Below are 20246 nucleotides of genomic sequence, written 5' to 3'. Positions count from 1 at the left end.
CCGGGTTTCGCTTCGCTGCACCCAGGCTACAATTACTCAATCATGCTTCTAACATATCCAACAACTCTCGACGGAATTTATGATAATCCACCTCTACGGCGTGTCGTATATGTGATTTAAATCGATAATGGGGTTTATCCATTTCTTGAAGTACTTTGTCGTGCAATTTATCAGGTCGTTTTAAAGTGCCCATAATAATACGTGCGACTATTTTTGACTGATAATCCGCAAGCGGCCAAATACATCCTTGAGGTTGACACAAACCGATAAAATATAAATTATCATAGTCTGGATGCATCATTTTTCGATAAAGTGGGATTTTGGTCGAGTTACTAAAATCAGCAATTTCTTTATCAATAAATGGGAAGCTGATTTTATAGCCTGTAGCGAAAATTACAGTATCAAACTCTTCAGAATCGCCATGAGTAAAATAAACTCGACTTCCTTCGAAATGAGAAATTCCCGGGCGAGGAAAAATTTCTCCATGCCGAATAAAATAAAGCAACTCTGAATTAATAGTCGGATGGATTTCTAAAGGTCCGCAATCAGGTTTCATTAATTTGTATTTGGCATATCGTCCTTGCAGAATTCGAATAAAAAAACTTAAAACTTTCTGTCTTAACCAAGAAGGCATCCATCTGATTTTAGCCACAGCATCATCAGTTGGTTTACCAAAAACAAATTTAGGGAAAATATTATAACCTCTGCGCATACTGATACAGGTTTTTGGAGAAATGCGTGCTATCTCTACAGCGATATCACAAGCAGAATTTCCACCGCCAACTACCAAAACACGCTGGTCCTTAAAAATGGAGGCTTTTTTGTATTGATGAGAATGAAGCAATTGCCCAGAAAATTGACCTGGGTATTCTGGCATAAAGGGATCCCAATGGTGGCCATTAGCAACTAACAAATAATCGAAATACTCTTCGTGAGTACCTTGATCATTTTCAAAAATAACTTGCCATTGGCCTTGGTCCGTATGTTTTACCTTTGACACATTGGTGTTAAAACGTATGTATTTAGTCAAATCAAAATGATTTGCATAGCTTCTGAAATAGTCTAAAACTAAAGCATGTGACGGATAGTCGGGAAAATGCGCCGGCATAGGAAAATCTTCAAACTCAGACCAACGCTTAGAGCTGATAATGTGTGTGGTCTCATAAATACTGGCATGATTATTTTCTTCACTATATACCCAATTACCACCGATTTGATTGTTTTTTTCAAATACGGTGATATCAGTTACTCCCTGTTCTTGCAAATTTTTAATTGCAGCAAGCCCACTGGGCCCAGCTCCAATCACACAGACACGAGGACAGTCGTTTTTACCCTTTTGCTTTATTTGCATTACTCGACACCTTTTTCACTTCATCCATAATCATTGCTTGTACTACAGGATCTTTATCAATAGTGAAATGATTCACTTGAATGCCTTTTATCTTAGTCACATTGATATTGTCAATATGCGTTTGTTCTGGATTGACAGCTCTGAGCTTCAAACCACTAAACATGGGTACAAAGCCAGGTTTATAAAAATTCATCGCATGCTTTACATTAGGCGGTACAATTGTTTGAGATACAGCATCAACAGTAACCAATAAGTCCACAGAAATACCTAATTTATCCAGATTGCGAGCTACTTTAATTTGCTCGTTAGCTCCCAAAGAATGCCCTACTAGAATAATTGGTCTATGCTGCTTATGTTTTTGATAATAAGCAACAATGGAACGTGTCACATCACCTGCGTTATACCACATATCGCTAGGAGCTGGTATATTACATTCTTCAACAACAGTACCACTAAGTGTGCGCATACCCGTACTAAACAGTCCTAGCCCACCTAACATAGTATGTACTTCGCCATGATAGGGTTGCGACTTACTCACCTTCACTGTTTTTGCTGTTTTCACTGATTTCTGAGACGTAGATTTAGGAAACACAGACTGAGCAGTCTTGGGGATTGGCCTTTTCTCAGAGGCTCTACCACCCGATAAATCAACACAGCCAGTCATGCTTATTGCGATGAGTAAAAACAAAAATGAGCTGAAGACACCTAATTTTCTATTTTCAAAAAAGTTCATTTTATTTTATTCTTATTTTTTAGATGAAAGATCATAGCCTATTCTTAGAAGGTTTGCCAAGATGGCGCATGCATGAAGTTCAGTCTTTCATGCTGTAAGTGTGCGATGAATTTTGGTAATCTGCATCATAGATAGAACCTCCTTTTTGTGTTTAATATTTAATCTACATCCAAGGATTGTTCTCTAACTTTTTGTTATTTTATGGGAACATCTTAATTTATCATGGAAAAACACAGAATAATTCTCACTGTCACGCAACTTAATCGACAAGTAAAAAGCTATCTTGAAAACGAACTGGGGATAGTTTCGGTTGAGGGAGAGCTCTCTAATTTGAGTAAACCCGCATCCGGACATTTTTACTTTACTCTAAAAGACAGCAATGCCCAAATCCGTTGCGTTTACTTTAAAAACCGTAATATCAATGGACATGCAAGCAAATTAACTGATGGACAACATATAGTTGCCAGTGGGCGATTAAGTCTTTATGAAGCACGCGGCGATTATCAATTGATCGTGGAACAAATTACTGAGGCAGGTTTGGGGGCACTCTACCAACGTTTTGAAGAGTTAAAAAATAAACTTGCAGCAGAGGGTTTATTTGATGCAGCAAAAAAAAGCGCCATTCCAGTCATGCCTCGAGTCATCGGAATAATCACGTCAACGACTGGAGCCGCAATCCGCGATATATTATCTACTCTTGCTCGACGATTCCCCATTGCAAATGTTTTGATTTATCCTAGCGAAGTTCAAGGTGCTGGTGCAGCACAGCAGCTAATTAAAGCAGTACAACAGGCCAATAAGGAAAAGCGATGTGATGTGCTTCTTCTTGCCCGTGGTGGAGGAAGTATTGAAGATCTCTGGGCATTTAATGATGAGCAGTTAGCTCGTCATATTGCTATGAGCTCAATCCCTATCGTATCTGGAGTGGGCCATGAAACAGATTTTACAATTGCTGACTTTGTAGCCGATTATCGAGCAGAAACTCCTACAGCAGCTGCGACAGCAGTAACTCCTGATTGTAATGAGTTACTTAAATTATTAAATCACTGCATCTCACGGATGTATGAAGCAATGCATCGATTGATGCAAAAAGAACAAATCAAATTACACCATTTAATTGACAAAATATCCTCACCACAAAAAGCCATTGCCAGTTACTGGCAAACGTCCGACTATCTGGAGCGACAATTAATTGCTCATATGGTTTCTATTATCAAACAAAAAACGCATCAATTGCATCTGTGCATCAATCATCTGAATGCCCACAATCCCAAAACACAAATTAGGCAAACTCAGATACTTTTACAAAAAATCACCGCAGAATTAATTCAGCACATGCACAATAAAATGAATCAGCTGAAATACCAATTAAGAACGCAATTATCTACCTTGCATGCGGTCAGCCCCTTGGCTACACTGGATAGAGGATATGCAATTGCAACGAAAAAAAATAAGGTGTTGTTTTCCAGCCAACAAGTCACTATTGGTGACTCTATCGAGGTGCTTTTGGCACAAGGAAATTTAACTTGCGAAATCACTCAAATAAACGAGTAAAAAATGCTTGAAGAATTAAACAACAGTTTTAGCTTCATTATTAGCCAGACTAAAAATAACATTCCTATATTGGGAATCGTTTTGCTAATACCCTGGTTTTTCTTTTTGGTAAGTATAGTTTACAGAAAAATATTATTACTGGGTATTATCCCAAGACATATCCGTGGTTTGCCTGGCATTATATTTGCCCCACTCTTGCATGCAAATTTCAATCACATTTTTTTTAATTCAATCCCCTTAGTGGTTTTAAGTAATTTCATTTTGATTAATGGGCCTGGTTATTTCATAGTTGTTACGGTAATGATTACTATTTTAAGTGGAATTGCTATTTGGTGCTTTGCTAAACCAGGATTACATGTAGGAGCTAGTGGCCTCATTACTGGTTATTGGGGATTTTTAGTGAGTAATATCTACCAAACGGGTACATTAACTACCATAATTTTAGGTATCATCAGCGTCTATTATTTTGCTGGTATTTTCTTTGGAATTTTCCCTAAAGAAAAAGGTGTATCGTGGGAATCCCATCTGTTTGGCCTTCTAGCTGGTTTAGCCGTTAGTTATTTATTTAGGCTTTACCCCAATTACTTGCTAATCGTTTTATCTAATTATTTTTAAATCATTAAAGCTAAATAAAGGTAGGCTGGGCTGCTAAGCCCAGAATGTAACAACACCAATATATTTCTTTCTTCGGAGCAATGGATAAGCAGCAAACGCGGGGCTGACAGCCCTGCCTACCTAACACATACGGGACTGACGGATACAGCCTTGGGACATAGAAAATCAGTACCAGCTTGGTCAAGACAGTAGAAATGTAAATAGGCTCTATGCTATTCTAAACGTAGAAAAAGAAAAATAACTCGAGAAATCAAGATGCAATCACTTAAAGCTTTTTTTTACGCAAGTATATTAAGTATTCTGATCTCACCCACATATGCTGGTGGTACAACTCAATTTTATGTACAAGGCTGTTGCAGTAACATGGGTGGAATTAGTTATTGTGATTCTTCAGCAGGACGGCTTGTGTGTAAAAATGGTTTTTACTCAACATGTTATTGCACACCACACGCAGTAATGGATTTGCAACTATTTCGAGGTTGCTGCTTATGGAAAGGTGGCCCTGTTACTACCTACAGCATAACAGGATTCGTTGTATGTAATGATGGTTCTATATCTGAAGAATGCTCTTTGAATCCAGAACAGAAAATTGCAGCGTGGTAAGTTTCCGATCTATACTTCGTGGCTTCTACTATTCCGTGCAGTATAACCATCAGGACCCGCCATGCTCGCTCAGATACAATCTACTGTCAGCTTATTAAAGAAACAAAAGCCCTTGATCCTTTGCCTAACCAATTACGTCACTATGGATTTTATGGCGAATAGCCTATTGGCTATAGGTGCGGCACCACTTATGTCTGAGTCTCGAGAAGAAATTGAAGAATTAGTCCATCTTAGCCAAGCCATATATGTCAACATAGGTACTCTAAATGATCCATTTATGGAAAGAGCCCTATTCGCAGCTCAGATTGCAAACTCTATAGGTAAACCATTAATTCTTGATCCTGTTGGCGCCGGCGCAAGCACACTCCGTACTTCCTCAGCAATGAAATTACTTCCTTATGCCCAAATTATCAGAGGAAATGCAAGTGAAATCATTTCATTAGCAGGTTCAAATGGAATGACAAAAGGTGTTGAAAGCGCTGATTCAGTAACTACTGCCATCCAAAGTGCACACTTGTTGGCACAATCACAGACAACGATTGTAGTGAGCGGGCCTAAAGATTTTATAACGAATGGCGTGCAGAATAAAATACTGCCCTTTGGCTCGAGTTTTATGCCACTTATCACAGGAATGGGTTGTACCATGACTGCCGTTCTTAGTGCATTTATTGCATGTCATTCTGATTATTTTCAAGCAGCGCTGCAAGCAACTGCTTATTTTGGTTTATGCGGGCAATTAGCTCATGAGCAAGCAAAAGCCCCCGCCTCTTTCAAACAAGTATTTATCGACAATCTGTTTCATCCTGACTGGTCTTTGATGTCACAAACCATTGAGAGGGTATCACAAGATGCAGTATAAAGCTTTATCCATAGCAGGATTTGATGGTTCTGGTGGTGCGGGAATTCAGGCGGATCTAAAAACCTTTTCCGCTTTAGGGTGTTATGGAATGACTGTTCTTACAGCCTTACCTGTACAAAACACATCTGGCGTTAAGCGCTGCTACAATATACCTTTACAAGCTATAGACGATCAGCTTAATGTCCTGTTTGATGACATCAAACCCGACGGCATAAAACTTGGTATGCTCTTTAATAGCGAGATAATTGAGCTGGTTTCTTCATTTCTTAAAAGAAAAGCAATTGATATTCCCATTGTTATTGATCCTGTAACTGTCGCTAAAAGTGGTGATCCTTTACTATTACCAGAAGCTGTAAGTTCGTTAATTACTCAGCTGATGCCACTTGCTACACTAATTACTCCGAATCTCCCTGAAGCTGCTGCGTTTACCGGGATAAATGCGACGAACGAAGAAGAAATGTTGGATGTTGGTAATAAACTACTTGAATTTGGTTCCAAATATGTCTTGCTCAAAGGTGGACATCTACAATCTCCAGAATCGAATGATTTATTAATGGGAGCAAATGGAGACATTCATTGGTTTACAAGCCCAAGAATTAACTCTAAAAACACCCATGGAACTGGGTGCACTCTTTCGGCAGCAATAACAGCCTGTCTTGCTCAAAATATTGATTTAATTACCTCGTGTCGCATTGCAAAAAATTATTTATTCCATGCCATACATGCCGCAAAAGAACAAAGTGTTGGCCTGGGAAACGGGCCAGTACATCATTTTTATCATCTTTGGCCAGTTCAGCTCGACAATATTTAAAGATATAGCTTTGATGTTTTGAAGCCTTGGTGAGGCGAAACCTAGGGAGTCACTAATAGGAAAACTCGGGTTACAGTTTGCGCCTTCACCCAAGCTACAAAGTAGTTAAACTAGAGGACTTAAGAACCCGCATTAAGTTCGTATTGATTCTTAACTAATTCTTTAAGTGTGGCATGCGCTCTTTTTTCAATTAGCTCACCAAAACATAGAGCACTGAAGAAGATTAATAAATAGCCTATTGTTGAATAGCAAAATACCGTATCTGAGAAACATAGCATACAAAAAGAAACCAGCAGTCCTAAAAGGAATGGTTTCATTTCTTTAAGTTGGAATGTGGTAACCAATAAAGCCCCTAAAAAAGCAATAAAAAGTACCAAACCAATCAAGCCCTGCTCTGCAAGAACCAGCCAATATTGGCCATGGGGATCATTCAGTTTATGCCCCCAAGAAGGAACTGGTTGATCTTTAGAAAAACTGTATTGGAACCCTCCTGTTCCTACACCAATCACAGGATTTTTTTCAAATAAAGATTGAGCATAATGATGAAACTGTATTCTGAAACCCAAAGAAGTATTGGTTTGATTATTTTGCAATAGCTTAATATCATTTATCATCATGTGAGCATGTGTTTGCATGACAGGGCTTAAAGCATAGATCAGACTAATCATACCCAGAAAAGTCATAATGCCTATAAACGCTTTTTTAGGTGGAAATTTTTGAATAATCAATAGTGACATTAAAATTCCATAAGCAACATAGCCTGTTCTTCCCGTATTGATAAAAAATATTTGATAACTTCCTAATAACATCATAAATATATAAACAATTCGCAATCCGCTGTTTATATTAGCTTGAAACACTAAGATTCCAGCAAAATAAACCCCTAAAGCGATCATAAAACCAGTAACAATATGATTATAAAAAACTTCTCCAGGATCCGGGGTATTTATCATCAGAAGATTTTTTGCTTTAAGTATTGAAAGGAAACAAGTAAGTAACGCCACGAAAATATAGCTATTTAAACTCCAAAATCTTGTTTGTGGTTTAATAAAACCTACAGCAAGAATGGGTAAGAAAATTAACTTGTAATATTTATCAATCACATTGTATCGCATTGATAAAGGTGCTTCTGACCAAAAACAAGAAATGAGAATATAAATAAATAAAATAAGCGCAGCACGGGCCCATAATGTATTCAAAGCATAACTTAAATAGGCTCTATAATAAGGAGCGAACAGTAATAAGAGTAAGGTTGGTATGATTAAAATTGATTTGATGCTGGAACTTATAGGGATAAAAAAAATCAACAGAACAAGAAAAATAGGAACTAATAAATTAGTTTTTTCTTTTAACAAGTCCAAGCTCAAATTAATTCCTCAGCACTTTTTGCCAAAGAAGGCAATTGATCTAAGTTACTGTCTTGATAAAGCTGTTTAATGCCACGATAAAACGTTCCTTGTGCATTAAACACCGCAAATAAAAAGCCCAATCGTCCATCTAAAAATCCACGCTGCAAAATATAACATCGCAAAAACATCCACGAAGTACTTGCCATAGTCTTAATGAAACTTGGCTTTCTTTTTTTCATGAGATATGTTTTTGCACTATAAGATGAATATTTATTCATTTTATAAAGCACATGACTCACATCTTTAAACGAATGGTGCATAATGCTATTTTTGATTTTACCAATACGGATCCCTTCTGGAAGCACGATTTTTTCATGCACAATATCATTACTAAAATGTGCATTTGCACGTTTAAAAAGACGAATATGGCGCTTGGGACTAGAAGAATACCTTAGGGGCTGATTATAAAAATACATTTGAATTGCAACCCTAAAAGCGTCCGCTGAATCAGATGCCATCGCATCAAGAATTTCCTGTTGCAATTGTTCACTTACTGATTCATCAGCATCAAGATTCAATACCCAATCACCCTGAGCTTTTGATAAAGCTCTTTGTTTTTGCACACCATAACCAGGCCAGTCAGTAGAAAACACGTTTTCGGTATATTCTTTGGCAATGGGAACTGTTTTATCGGTGCTTCCCGAATCCAGAACAATTATCTCATCTGCAAATTGAACGGATTCCAGACACCGTCTAATATTCCTCTCTTCATTTTTGGTTATTATTATTACAGTCAACGTCATTTAAAAAACGCCCTCTCTATGATCATGACTATCAAAATGTAATTTACCATCTTTAACTTTCAAGGTTACATGGCCACCATGCATTAACTTACCAAATAAAAGTTCGTCAGCAAGAGGCTTTTTAACATTTTCTTGAATCAGCCTGGCCATTGGACGAGCGCCCATTACTTTGTCATAACCATGCTCAATAAGCCATTCACGAGCCATTTTATCCACATTAAAAGTAACGCCTTTATGACTTAATTGTTCATCCAACTCCATAATGAACTTATCAACGACTAAACCTATAGTTACTGCATCTAATGGAGCAAAATTAATGATTGCGTCGAGTCTGTTTCTAAACTCAGGGCTAAATTGCTTTTTAATTACCTCAAGGCCATCATTGCTGTTGTCTTGTTGTGAAAAACCGATAGAGTTTCGTACTAACTCACCTGCACCGGCATTAGAGGTCATTACCAAAATGATATGTCTAAAGTCTGCTTGACGACCATTAGTATCAGTTAAAGTACCATGATCCATAATTTGCAATAACAAATTAAATACATCTGGATGTGCTTTTTCTATTTCATCAAGCAATAACACCGCATGAGGATTTTTAGTCACAGCCTCTGTCAACAAACCACCTTGATCATAACCAACATATCCTGGAGGAGCACCAATTAAGCGTGAAACAGTATGTTTTTCCATATATTCAGACATATCGAAACGAAGTAATTCTATGCCTAAAACATTAGCTAATTGTCGAGTGACTTCTGTTTTTCCCACACCTGTTGGCCCTGCGAATAGGAAACAACCAACTGGTTTTTGCGGATCTCTCAGGCCAGAGCGTCCTAATTTAATTGCAGAAGCTAATGCCGTAATTGCTTGATCTTGTCCGTAAACTAAAAGTTTCAAATCACGTTCTAAATTACGCAAGGTATCTTTATCACGAGCAGATACTTTCTTAATGGGGATGCGTGCAATTTTTGCAACAACACTCTCAATTTCAGTGACACTAATTATTTTCTTACGCTTGCTTGCTGTTAATAAATTTTGATATGCACCTGCTTCATCAACAACATCGATTGCTTTATCAGGCAAAAATCGATCATTAATGTATTTAGCAGACAGTTCAGCAGCCGCTTTCAATGCAGGAATCGTAAATTTGACGCCATGATGCTCTTCCAATCGCCCTTTTAACCCTTTCAATATTTCAAAAGTTTCATCTATTGTAGGCTCAGGAATATCTATCTTTTGGAAACGTCTTGCTAAGGCTCTGTCTTTTTCAAAAATACCACGGTATTCCTGATAAGTTGTAGAACCAATGCATTTTAGCTCGCCATTTGCCAGTAAAGGTTTAATTAAATTTGATGCATCCATAACACCACCTGATGCTGCACCAGCACCAATAATAGTATGAATTTCATCAATAAACAGAACAGCGCCTTCTTGTTGTCCTAATTGCTTTAATACAGCTTTTAATCGTTTTTCAAAATCACCACGATACTTAGTACCAGCAAGTAACGCGCCAAGATCGAGTGAGTAAACAATGCAGTCACGGATTGCATCAGGTATTTCACCGTCTACTATACGTCGAGCAAGTCCCTCAGCAATTGCGGTTTTGCCAACACCTGCTTCACCAACAAGCAATGGATTATTCTTCCTGCGACGGCACAATACTTGAATTGTACGTTGGATTTCTTCGTGGCGTCCGATTAAAGGATCTATTTTACCTTGTTTTGCACGTCTGTTGAGGTTTGTGCAATAACTTTCTAAAGGTGACTCATTACCTTCTGATGAACTCATATCATCTTCCATAGAGTTCATGTTCTCATGCATGTCATTGTTTTGATACTTAGAAACACCATGAGAAATATAATTAATCACATCAAGTCGAGTGATATTCTCACGTCGTAAGAAATAAACTGCCTGGCTTTCTTGTTCGCTAAAAATTGCTGCTAAAACGTTAGCCCCCGTTACCTCTGTTTTCCCCGCAGATTGAACATGGAACACAGCGCGTTGCAGTACTCGTTGAAAACCTAAAGTTGGCTGAGTTTCTCTATCTAACTCATCCTCAGGAATTCTAGGCGTAGTTTCATCAATGAACTCTACTAAATCACGGCGTAGTGCTTCAATATTTGCATCACATGCTTGCAATACACTTCCAGCCGCTGGGTTATCAAGCAATGACAACAACAAATGCTCAACGGTCATAAATTCATGACGTTTCTCTTTTGCTTCCTTGAAAGCTAAATTCAAGGTGAATTCAAGTTCTTTATTTAACATTGTCGTTGCTCCTCTTCAGCCCACAGCAAATTACTCGGGTTCCATGCTGGATAGCAATGGGTGCTGATTCATTCTGGCGTATTCATTTACCAGCGCTACTTTTGTTTCTGCTATATCTCGCGTAAATACCCCACATACGCCTTTTCCTTGGATATGAACCTGTAACATCACCTGAATCGCAATTTCTTCGTTAAGATGAAAAAAATGCTTCAGTACATCAACTACAAAATCCATAGGTGTATAATCATCATTGAGCAACACCACCTTGTACTTTCTAGGCACCCTAATTTCTGTGCCCAACTCCGGCTCAGCAACTTCATGCCTTACAATTTCCTCTAGATTTTGCCCAGTCATAATATACAACCTCTATATTATTTTTATAGACTCACTATGCACTTTTGGCCAGTAAAATCAGTTATTTTTAATGAAAAAATTAGCCTTTGAAATAATCAAAAACATATTGGTTAGATAGCATTCATTACGGTATAAACTGAAAAAAGGTATAAATTTGTAGCCTTAGCAATGTAAGATGCCCTAAGAGACAGCCTTCGCACTCTCAAATGACTTCTACATTTCACTTCGGCTACATCATACCCATACAATTTACATCTGCTTAATTATTTCATCTCCAAAACCAGAGCTACTAACCAAAGTAGCGCCAGTCATACCACGCTCAAAATCATAAGTTACAGTTTTGGCGGCTATAGCACCTTGCATGCCTTTGATAATTAAATCTGCGGCTTCATTCCATCCCATATGACGTAACATCATTTCAGCAGAAAGAATAATCGAACCTGGGTTTACCTTATTCTTACCAGCATATTTTGGTGCTGTTCCATGAGTTGCTTCAAATACAGCAACTTCATCACTGATGTTCGCACCTGGTGCAATACCAATGCCACCTACTTGAGCTGCCAAAGCATCAGAAATATAATCACCATTTAAATTAAGTGTAGCAATAACACTGTAATCTTCTGGTCTTAAAAGGATTTGCTGGAGAAACGCATCGGCAATGACATCATTAATGATGATTTGCTTACCTGTTTTAGGATTTTTGATTTCCATCCAAGGACCACCTTCATATTCCTTGGCGCCAAAAACATCACGCGCAACTTGATAGCCCCAATCTTTAAATGCACCTTCGGTAAATTTCATAATATTACCTTTATGCACTAAAGTAACCGTATGACGATCATTATCAATTGCATATTGGATTGCTGCTCGTACTAAACGTGTAGTTCCTTCTTTAGAAACTGGTTTAATTCCTATGCCGCAGTGCTCAGGAAAACGGATTTTTTTAACGCCCATATCCTTCATTAAGAACTCAATTACTTTCTTTGCTTCAGGAGTATCTGCTTGCCATTCAATACCAGCATAAATGTCTTCCGAGTTTTCTCTAAAAATAACCATGTCTGTTTTTTCTGGTTCTTTAAGTGGGCTTGGAACGCCAGTGAAGTAACGAATTGGTCGTAAACACGTGTAGAGATCCATTTCTTGGCGAATTGCCACATTAAGTGAACGAATCCCACCACCAACTGGAGTCGTTAAGGGGCCTTTAATTGAAACAACATATTTTTTCATCGCATCTAAAGTCTCTTTAGGCAACCATTGATCGGCACCATAAACTTTAGTTGCCTTTTCACCTGCATAAACTTCCATCCAAGCAATCTTTCTCTTATCGCCGTATGCTTTAGCAACTGCGGCATCAACAACTCGAATCATAGGTGGTGTTACATCTACACCAATACCATCCCCTTCAATAAAAGGAATAATGGGATTATTAGGTACACGAAGTGACAGATCTGGAGCAACAGTAATAGCTTCACCGTGTGAAGGCACTTTGATTTTATCGTATGTCATTGACAACTCCGTAAAATTAGAGAAAAGGCAATGATAGCATGTGATAACTTGGAATCCCAAGTATCATTTTTATTTAATTACTTCACTTGGATGCTTACTAAGCAACCGAATTAAATACCTAGCATTTTATTCGGTTTTGCTTATGCATGTTGCAGCATTTTAATTTGCTCAAAGAGTTGATCATATCCTGCCTCAACATTGATATAATCATTTTTTGCCAAATAAATAGACAATGACCCATCATCTGTTGCAGAAGATTTTTGCAAAACACCATTATATCCTTTGCTTTTTAAACGAAGAAAATCATTGATTTTGGTGACTAGATAAAAATTACGGAAATAATTTTCAGGAATCATATGAATCGCCTGTGCATCATTTTCTAATGAATTTCCTGGAAGATAATCTTTAAGTGAATAACTTGAATTATTATGCACGGCAACTACTTTGCCTTTAGGCAGTAATTGTTTGATTTTACTTGCCAATTTATTTACTTCTCGATGCGCTTGCGGATTATATTGGCCAAACTGAGATAAGGTTTTTTTAATTCCATTATCTGTAAAAATACGATTTGGATCAAATTCATAACGTTGGTTATTTAAACGGAATACTATGTTACGTCCTCCAGAATGGACTAAAGTAATAAGGCTCCCTCCTTCCTTTTGAATCACCGCCTGAGCAGCCTTTAGAGCTGTTTGTTCATTATGGTGCACATGAATATAAGTTTTTCCCCTACCTACTACATGCTTAATTTCTACTTTTTCATCACCAACCATAACAACATGATTCATCCCATAGGCAAATTGACAGAAAAAAAGTGAAACCAGCATTGTGTATTTCATAAACAACAGCCATCCAAGTGTAATTTTACAGTGCCGGCTATTGTACAATAATTAACCTATAAAAACAATGAGTTGACTAAAGGAATTGCTCACAATAGCGAAAACACCTACTATAAGCGCTCTTAACGCTTTTTATAAAATCTCTAATGTCTGAAATTATTCTGTTCAATAAACCATATGGTATCGTCAGTCAATTTTCTGGAGATGAGCATGAGCACACATTAGCTGCATTTATTAATAAGCCTAATTTTTATGCAGCAGGACGATTAGATAAAAATAGTGAAGGATTGTTATTATTAACGAATGATGGAGCATTACAACATCGATTAACTCATCCAAAATTTGAGAAAAGAAAATATTATTGGGTGCAAGTCGAAGGAATACCCTCTGAAGCCGATTTAGAGCCGCTTAAAAAAGGTTTGGTTCTTAAAGATATTCGCTTTTTGCCCGCAGAAGTTAGACTGATTAATGAGCCGCAATTATGGCCTCGAAATCCTCCAATCCGTTTCAGACAAAATATCCCTACTTGCTGGTTAGAAGTTATTTTAAAAGAGGGTAAGAATCATCAGGTTCGCAAAATGACTGCGGCAATTGGTTTTCCCACATTAAGATTAGTACGACATCAAATTGGTGATTGGAAATTAGAAAATTTACAACCTGGTGAATATAGAACAATACAGCACGATTTCAAATATCGTGTATAACCTGGACAAGGCCCTACCTACATCAAACTACATTTTTCAACGATAAACCAATCGCTTCAATAAAGTGTCTTCTCCTAGTAGGCGAATCCATGGCCAGAGGAACATACCCACTAAAGCACTTGTTACAGGTGTGAATAAACTATAATTAAAGCCGAGTAGCGCGGTGATTAAAGAAATAATCGATTGATATAAAAGACAAAAAAATCCAATCAAGCAAATTTGCTGCATCATAGAAAAAAATTGGAATCGTCTCGATTTGTTGGAAGCAAGCCAGGTTACCGAAAGTAAAGCAAATGAATGTTCTCCAATTACTGTTGCAAGTAACACATCCAATAATAATCCCACAAACAACAATGTGGTCAGTCTAAAATTACCCGGCAAAAAATATTCTATATACAGTACAAGCAATAAAACCCAAGGAGGTCGAAAAGCAGAGATTAACTCAGGCATAGGTAAAATAGACAAAAGCAGAGCCACAGTAAATCCCAAGCACAAACGTACGCGAAGATTTCTCATCACATCGTCTCCTTAGCATTTAAACGCTCATTAATTTGTGCATTCAATTGCTCTTGCTCGGTATCAGGCCAGATCAGCAATACAAGTCGATTACGATTAAGAAGTGCAACCGGTTTCACTTTCACTTTGACAAAATCTTCGCCAGGAATGCTATTTACCTCTTCGACAGATCCCACAGGGTAACCTTCTGGATAATGCCTATCTAAACCTGAGGTGACCAATACATCACCAGGATGAATTGAGGAAGTTTTGGGTAAATTAATTAAGGATAATTTCTCTATATCATTTGTGCCAACAAGAATTGCCCGCTCTCCGGTGCGATTGTTGCGCACAGGCACTGCACTCTTAGAGTCAGAAATAAGTAAGACTGTACTGGTTATAGGACCAACATCAACAATTTGCCCCATAACACCTTTGGCATCCAGAACAGGCTGGCCTACATAAGCACCATCACGTTTTCCTTTGTTTAAAACAACTACTTGACGCGAATTGCTGGTATCAACAGCAAGGATTTGGGCCGCCATTGCACGCATTTCTGCCTGTGATGAAGTAAGGAGCAACTCTTTTAGTTGTGAGTTTTCCTTTTGAATCACAATTAACTTTTGTAATTCTGCTTCCAACATGGCTTGCTGGTAACGCAATTGCATATTTTCTGCGATTAATGATTTTTTCGCGCTGACAAGTGACTGCACCCAGCCAATTACTCGCACAGGATAATCTACCGCATATTGCAAAGGGGCAACAATAAAGGAAAAGCCACTACGCACATTATCTAGATAACGATAGTGATAATCAGAGAACATTAAAAAAACAGAAAAAACAAGAGCGAGTACAAATCCTATAGAACTGTACCCGCTCCTGCTAAATAATCTGTTGTATATTTTATTCTGTTGAGAGGAAATCACCGCCACGCAAGTCCATGGTTTCTAAAGCTTTACCACCACCACGTGCTACACAGGTTAGCGGATCTTCAGCAATTAATACAGGTAAACCAGTTTCTTCCATCAGCAGAGTATCGATGTTTTTCAACAAAGCCCCGCCTCCAGTGAGAACCATACCACGCTCAGCAATATCGGCTGCCAGTTCAGGTGGAGCTAATTCTAACGCCGCTCTCACAGCACCAACAATGCCGGATAAAGGCTCTTGCAGTGCTTCCAATATTTCAGCACTGGTCAGGATGAAGCTACGAGGAACACCTTCAGCAAGGTTTCTTCCACGAACTTCTATTTCAAATAAATCACGGCTTGGAAACGCTGAGCCAATTTCATGCTTAATGCGTTCTGCTGTAGTCTCACCAATTAACGTACCGTAGTTGCGGCGTACATAAGATACAATAGCATCATCAAATTTGTCGCCACCAATACGCACCGATTGATGATAGACAATACCACTTAAAGAAATAATAGCAACTTCCGTGGTGCCGCCACCTATATCCACAACCATAGAGCCACTGGCTTCTTCAACAGGCATTCCAGAGCCTAAAGCAGCTGCCATAGGTTCTTCAATTAGAAATACTTCGCGAGCTCCAGCACCCATTGCAGACTCACGAATTGCACGACGCTCTACTTGTGTAGAGCCGCAAGGAACACAAACCAGAACACGCGGGCTTGGTCTTAAAAATTTATTTTCATGAACTTTATGTATGAAATGCTGTAACATTTTCTCAGTAACAAAAAAGTCAGCAATCACACCGTCTTTCATTGGTCTAATGGCATTAATATTGCCTGGAGTCCTTCCCAGCATTCGCTTCGCTTCGAGGCCAACCGCTGCAACTCGTTTTTGTCCTGATTCATTACGCAAAGCAACTACGGAGGGTTCGTTTAAGACAATCCCTTTATCTCTTACATAAATCAATGTATTAGCTGTTCCCAAGTCAATTGATAAGTCGTTGGAAAACACGCCCCTTAATTTTCTGAACATAACCGCAATATCCTGTTCTTTTTTTTGTGCGTTACTTTATCCTAAATTTGGATAAAAATCGACAGTTCTTGCCAACAATTTAAAATTTAAAGAGTGAATTTTTTGTACATCAACGATAATTTTGGATTTTTGAACTATGACAAGAGTCAAGAATGGATTGCTTTTAATACTCTTTACCTATTCAGTAATTAAAATAGTCCTTTGATTATCAATTTATTTTTCCACATTAATCTTAAATTGGCCGGCCTCCTATTTATTTGGGACCACCATTGCAACGTTTAGGCGAAGTTGTTAGGAGTAGAAGTGCTGATTTTTTATCGGCAACCCAGTTTACGACTTTACCTTCACCCAGACTACTTTTTGAATACAGCAACATATAGTCTTTTTCTATCTCCCTAACAGTATCAGAGAGCAGGTGTTTTGGTGTCTGTTGTAAATACGGCCGTATTTGCGTGTTTCCTTGTCATCCCCAATGGAAAAATCTTCTTAAAATCAATGAACTAGATCAAACCTCCCTTACAACTTTAGTCTGAAACTCATTTTGTGATCAAATTGATCACATTATATACTTCTCGCTACAAGAATTTACTTAAGGTTTTAATATATGCCCAGCAGTTTAAAAGCAAATGAATTATCACAATGGACCCATGGCAATCCGGATCTAATAGCTAAACTTCTGTTTAATCTTTTTTCTTTTTTACAATTAGAAACAAACGAAGGAAAAGATCTTCACTTGGCTTATGCAAAAGTCGCAGAAAATATAAGTAAATTTATAAGCTTACTAGGAGCTCAAAGACTACATATTCCTCAACATGGTAGAGCAGCAGTTGATACTTCCGCCTTGTTAGGTGCTTATTTACGTTTAGGTATAACACTTGATGGCAAGCCTATCGTTGAATTAAGTGGTGAACAAATTGAGGCAGTACATGCTTTTGTTAACCCATTAATCCCTAAAGGTTTTACCCCAAAGCAATTTTTTGAAGGCCTCAAAGGCACTCCATCCCAAAAACATGCAGCAATATTAAAACTTTTAATGTTTAAAGACATTCTTCCTGAACATCAAAAAGGGATGTTCAAAGATAAGTATGTAGAAAAAGTAAATGAACTCATTGACTCCGTACTTAAATTGGTTGACTTCATGCGAACTCCTTTTAACATCTTAGTCCTAGAGGAGAAAGCATCTGTTGGTGCAGCGAAAAAATTGAAACAAAAGGATCCAGGAACCTCAGGGATAGACTTACAATGGACTTCAATGTACAAAGCCATTGGGCAAAGCCTGAAGAATGTTATCACTTTAAAAAAGGGCAAAGCAGAAGAAGCAGAGAAGTTTCTTGAGGAAATAAAGCCAGCATTGAATCAATGTCAACAATGCTTTGCAGTGGCTATTGCTCGTTATGAAGCACAAAAAGAATTTGCCGTAGAAAGCCAAAAACGTGAAGAACGGTTCAGTGAAACCTTTAAAACTCTTGGTTTCCCAGAGGGAGATCCAGAGCAAATCAGCCATTATGTAAATCAATTTAGACAAAGTCTTCTAGTCAAAGAACCGGAACGGGCTGAAGCAATAAAAGCCATGGCACTCACTCAACTTATCTCAGTTTATGCTGCTCAATGGCAAGCAGCTTTAGATAAAACAAAAAAAGAATTAGCTACTTCTAGAGCAGAATTAGAAAAGACAAGTGACACTTTACGAGAAAAAGTGACTACTTTAGATACATCCGAGCAACGCCTAAAAAACATTCAGCAACAAAATGAAACTCTTACGCGTGAATTAAGTGCAGCGAATGAAAAGCTTGAGCAACAACGTATAGAACTCGTGCGATTACAAAAAGTTGAGTCTACTTCCAAAGAAACAATCGAGAAGTTAGAGAGAGAAATAGGTAGAACTGAGATTCAGGTTCAAGAAAAAAGTGCCACTTTAGAAAAGTTGAATGAACAATTAAAGGTTGTTCAAAAAGAAAATGAAGGGTTAAGAGAAAAACTAAGCTCTGCACAAGAACAAGAGCAAACTATTACTTCTCTTAAACAGCAATTAGAAGCCTTAAGCAAAGAAAATAGCTTATTGCGCCAACAGCCAGAAATAGGAAAACACTCCACGGAGTCATCAAGTGAAGTTCCATCCGAAGTGACTCAGCTTCGAACTCGATTAGAGACATTGCAGCAAGAAAATGCACAACTCGAAGAAGAGTTACGTAAAGCAAAACAACCGTTGCCTAAGGAAGTTATTGTTGAACAACCCAAGCCATCTAATTTTAATGGTATAAAATCGGATCTATTGATCGCTCTTGGAAGATTGCGCTTAAATAAAGCAGATACGTTCAAAATAAAAGAAAGAATAATTAAGAGCCAAGATCAAGATTTATCAGCGGTAAGCACTGAAATTATACTCTTGCAAAAGATTAATGAGTTTATAGAAACAATCAATAATGGAATTTTGGCACGAGCTGGCTTTTTCTCATCCGATCCACATAAGAAAACTAAAGCAATTGAAACAGCTTTTCAGCAGTTGTCTATTGAAGACAAAAATAAATTATCCACCTTATCTGAAGGTGAAATCAGTGATGAATTAAGCAAAGAAAATGGTAACGAAAGTGATATAGGAAAATTCCTTAAAGCAATTCATCATAAAAGAGGATTTATCCCGGTTCGCGGAGCAACAAGTTTTACCTTCTTTAAGAGTGGAATTAACCGTTTGAAAGATGAATTAGATCAAATTAAGGCACCAACACACGTCTGCTAAATAATTTGATTTATTGTAAGCATTCATGTAATAGCGTCAACCTAAGCACACCAAACGTTCATAATGTACTTGTAGCCTGGGTGAAACGAAGTGAATCCGGGCTTCGGACCTTCACCCAGATTACCCCTAAGTTGACGCTATTATGTAAGCAATTACGACTATTATCTGTCACTGCTGTACTAATTAACACTTACGACAGTGGCATAAAAAAATTGTTTTTTCAGTATGTTTTTTATTCTATTTTATTAATAACAAACACTTGATTTAATTTATCTCGATTCGCAGTCACAAATCGCTGCCCTAAGCCCTTCACATCGGCAAGCTCTTCCAAAGACTTAAAGCCATGATGGCTTTTTCGATAAGCAATAATTGCTTCAGCCCGTTTTTTGCCTATACCCTTTACTGAACCAGTAATCATAGATAAATCCGCAGTATTGAGATCAATTTTATGAATTACGACAGGAGGTTTTTTCTTAACAGATGATTCTTTGGGAATAACTGCATGAGCAGAAAGAGTAACTACAGATAATGACAATACAGCAGCAATAAATTTTGCTTTCATAATTTTCTCCTAATTGTTGGACTAAATGGCTCGATCCAGAGCCGGCAAAAGTATCCCAAGATTTTGGCTTGCTGTCGAGAGTTTTTTTTATTTTTTGCTTTAGGTTCAATGAGTAACGAAAATTTACCCTCATCCGCCCTACGGGCACCTTCTCCCCTGAGGGGA

At 37.9% G+C, this 20246-nt stretch carries 19 protein-coding genes; 7 read left to right on the top strand and 12 right to left on the bottom strand.

Annotation, left to right across the window (positions count from 1 at the left end; all coding sequences use genetic code 11):
• Positions 1-40 precede the first annotated feature (40 nt).
• Positions 41-1351 (bottom strand): flavin-containing monooxygenase, encoded by a 1311-nt coding sequence (locus BGO44_RS04030; protein ID WP_273199383.1) that lies wholly within the window; start codon positions 1349-1351, stop codon positions 41-43.
• Complete coding sequence (locus tag BGO44_RS04025) at positions 1329-2084, bottom strand: thioesterase domain-containing protein (protein ID WP_273199385.1); 756 nt, start codon at positions 2082-2084, stop codon at positions 1329-1331. Before BGO44_RS04025 ends, BGO44_RS04030 begins: the two co-directional genes overlap by 23 nt.
• A 222-nt stretch (positions 2085-2306) precedes the next feature.
• On the opposite strand from BGO44_RS04025, the gene xseA reads away from it, so the two are divergent.
• The 5 genes from xseA to thiD all read left to right on the top strand — a co-directional run bounded on the left by xseA (position 2307) and on the right by thiD (position 6526).
• Entirely contained in the window at positions 2307-3638 is a 1332-nt protein-coding gene (gene xseA / locus BGO44_RS04020) for an exodeoxyribonuclease VII large subunit (protein WP_058510901.1), read from the top strand.
• A 3-nt stretch (positions 3639-3641) separates the two neighbouring features.
• The gene (locus BGO44_RS04015) at positions 3642-4253 is read left to right on the top strand and encodes a rhomboid family intramembrane serine protease (protein ID WP_273199387.1); all 612 of its coding nucleotides are present in this window, start codon (positions 3642-3644) and stop codon (positions 4251-4253) included.
• 255 nt (positions 4254-4508) lie between these two features.
• Positions 4509-4856 (top strand): neurogenic locus notch, encoded by a 348-nt coding sequence (locus BGO44_RS04010; protein ID WP_273199388.1) that lies wholly within the window; start codon positions 4509-4511, stop codon positions 4854-4856.
• Between the two features lie 61 nt (positions 4857-4917).
• Entirely contained in the window at positions 4918-5715 is a 798-nt protein-coding gene (thiM, locus tag BGO44_RS04005) for a hydroxyethylthiazole kinase (RefSeq protein WP_058510904.1), read from the top strand.
• Positions 5705-6526: a bifunctional hydroxymethylpyrimidine kinase/phosphomethylpyrimidine kinase gene (thiD, locus tag BGO44_RS04000; protein WP_273199389.1), complete on the top strand. Its 822-nt coding sequence runs from the start codon at positions 5705-5707 to the stop codon at positions 6524-6526. Before thiM ends, thiD begins: the two co-directional genes overlap by 11 nt.
• Positions 6527-6645: 119 nt before the next feature.
• On the opposite strand, the gene BGO44_RS03995 is transcribed toward thiD, so the two are convergent.
• From BGO44_RS03995 to BGO44_RS03970, 6 genes are all read right to left on the bottom strand, one after another.
• Entirely contained in the window at positions 6646-7893 is a 1248-nt protein-coding gene (locus BGO44_RS03995) for an O-antigen ligase family protein (protein ID WP_273199391.1), read from the bottom strand.
• Entirely contained in the window at positions 7890-8678 is a 789-nt protein-coding gene (locus BGO44_RS03990) for a glycosyltransferase family 2 protein (protein WP_058510907.1), read from the bottom strand. Before BGO44_RS03990 ends, BGO44_RS03995 begins: the two co-directional genes overlap by 4 nt.
• On the bottom strand, positions 8679-10943 hold the full coding sequence (clpA, locus tag BGO44_RS03985; RefSeq protein WP_058510908.1) for an ATP-dependent Clp protease ATP-binding subunit ClpA: 2265 nt from the start codon (positions 10941-10943) through the stop codon (positions 8679-8681).
• Positions 10944-10973: 30 nt separating this feature from the next.
• The gene (gene clpS, locus BGO44_RS03980) at positions 10974-11297 is read right to left on the bottom strand and encodes an ATP-dependent Clp protease adapter ClpS (protein ID WP_058510909.1); all 324 of its coding nucleotides are present in this window, start codon (positions 11295-11297) and stop codon (positions 10974-10976) included.
• A gap of 249 nt (positions 11298-11546) precedes the next feature.
• The gene (gene icd / locus BGO44_RS03975) at positions 11547-12803 is read right to left on the bottom strand and encodes an NADP-dependent isocitrate dehydrogenase (RefSeq protein WP_058510910.1); all 1257 of its coding nucleotides are present in this window, start codon (positions 12801-12803) and stop codon (positions 11547-11549) included.
• A gap of 140 nt (positions 12804-12943) precedes the next feature.
• The gene (locus BGO44_RS03970; protein ID WP_193393399.1) at positions 12944-13642 is read right to left on the bottom strand and encodes a protein tyrosine phosphatase; all 699 of its coding nucleotides are present in this window, start codon (positions 13640-13642) and stop codon (positions 12944-12946) included.
• Positions 13643-13788: 146 nt separating this feature from the next.
• Here BGO44_RS03970 and BGO44_RS03965 point away from each other — a divergent pair, with 146 nt between their 5' ends.
• Complete coding sequence (locus BGO44_RS03965; RefSeq protein WP_058510911.1) at positions 13789-14346, top strand: pseudouridine synthase; 558 nt, start codon at positions 13789-13791, stop codon at positions 14344-14346.
• 36 nt (positions 14347-14382) lie between these two features.
• On the opposite strand, the gene mreD is transcribed toward BGO44_RS03965, so the two are convergent.
• Genes mreD through BGO44_RS03950 form a run of 3 tightly spaced genes read right to left on the bottom strand, consistent with a single transcriptional unit; the run spans position 14383 to position 16782 of the window.
• Positions 14383-14862, bottom strand: coding sequence for a rod shape-determining protein MreD (gene mreD / locus BGO44_RS03960; protein ID WP_058510912.1), 480 nt, complete (start codon positions 14860-14862; stop codon positions 14383-14385).
• The gene (gene mreC / locus BGO44_RS03955; RefSeq protein WP_286822656.1) at positions 14862-15767 is read right to left on the bottom strand and encodes a rod shape-determining protein MreC; all 906 of its coding nucleotides are present in this window, start codon (positions 15765-15767) and stop codon (positions 14862-14864) included. The genes mreD and mreC overlap by 1 nt, the downstream gene beginning before the upstream one ends.
• Positions 15745-16782 carry a rod shape-determining protein gene (locus tag BGO44_RS03950; protein ID WP_003636696.1) on the bottom strand — a complete coding sequence of 346 codons (1038 nt, stop codon included), beginning with the start codon at positions 16780-16782 and terminating at the stop codon, positions 15745-15747. The genes mreC and BGO44_RS03950 overlap by 23 nt, the downstream gene beginning before the upstream one ends.
• 604 nt (positions 16783-17386) lie before the next feature.
• Here BGO44_RS03950 and BGO44_RS03945 point away from each other — a divergent pair.
• Positions 17387-19519 carry a coiled-coil domain-containing protein gene (locus BGO44_RS03945; RefSeq protein WP_273199399.1) on the top strand — a complete coding sequence of 711 codons (2133 nt, stop codon included), beginning with the start codon at positions 17387-17389 and terminating at the stop codon, positions 19517-19519.
• 232 nt (positions 19520-19751) lie between these two features.
• On the opposite strand, the gene BGO44_RS03940 is transcribed toward BGO44_RS03945, so the two are convergent.
• Entirely contained in the window at positions 19752-20081 is a 330-nt protein-coding gene (locus BGO44_RS03940; protein ID WP_058510915.1) for a ComEA family DNA-binding protein, read from the bottom strand.
• Between the last annotated feature and the right edge of the window lie 165 nt (positions 20082-20246).

The sequence above is a fragment of the Legionella sp. 39-23 genome (assembly GCF_001897665.1).
Classification (GTDB): Bacteria; Pseudomonadota; Gammaproteobacteria; order Legionellales; family Legionellaceae; genus Legionella; species Legionella steelei.
The sequence above is the reverse complement of the archived record's forward strand: the minus strand, read 5'-3'. Positions and strand labels throughout refer to the sequence as shown.